Genomic DNA, 453 nt, shown 5'->3' with positions numbered 1-453 from the left:
TGCTTCGGGACGACATCTTTGAAATTGGAAAAAGAGCGAAAAGCATGGGCTTTTATGTTGGCTTGTCGAGCAACGGTACCCTAATCGACGAAGACAACATTAAGAAAATAGCTGAAGTTGGTTTTAATTATGTCGGTGTCAGCATCGACGGCTTGCGTGAAAATAATGATGAATTTCGCCAGATGCAGGGTGGTTTTGATGCGGCCTTAAACGGAATTAAACTCTGTCGAGAGAACGGTATTAAAGCTGGCTGGCGCTTTACACTGACGGAACAAAACAGTGACGATTTAACTGCGCTGCTCGATATAATGGACGAGCATGGCGTAGAGAAGTTTTACTTATCCCACCTTAACTATTCCGGCCGTGGTAAGCGCAACAGTAAGCGTGATGCCTATTTTCAGACAACGCGTGAAGCTATGGATCTGCTATTTGACCGAGCCTGGAATGATGTTG

Annotated in this window: 1 protein-coding gene; it reads left to right on the top strand. The window is 45.0% G+C overall.

Translation table 11 applies throughout. The features are described 5' to 3' along the window. Positions 1-44: 44 nt before the first annotated feature. On the top strand, positions 45-453 hold a 409-nt coding region (locus A3757_RS06190; RefSeq protein ID WP_231878234.1), incomplete at its 3' end, for a radical SAM protein.

The sequence above is a fragment of the Oleiphilus sp. HI0117 genome (genome assembly GCF_001635235.1).
The sequence above is the reverse complement of the archived record's forward strand: the minus strand, read 5'-3'. Positions and strand labels throughout refer to the sequence as shown.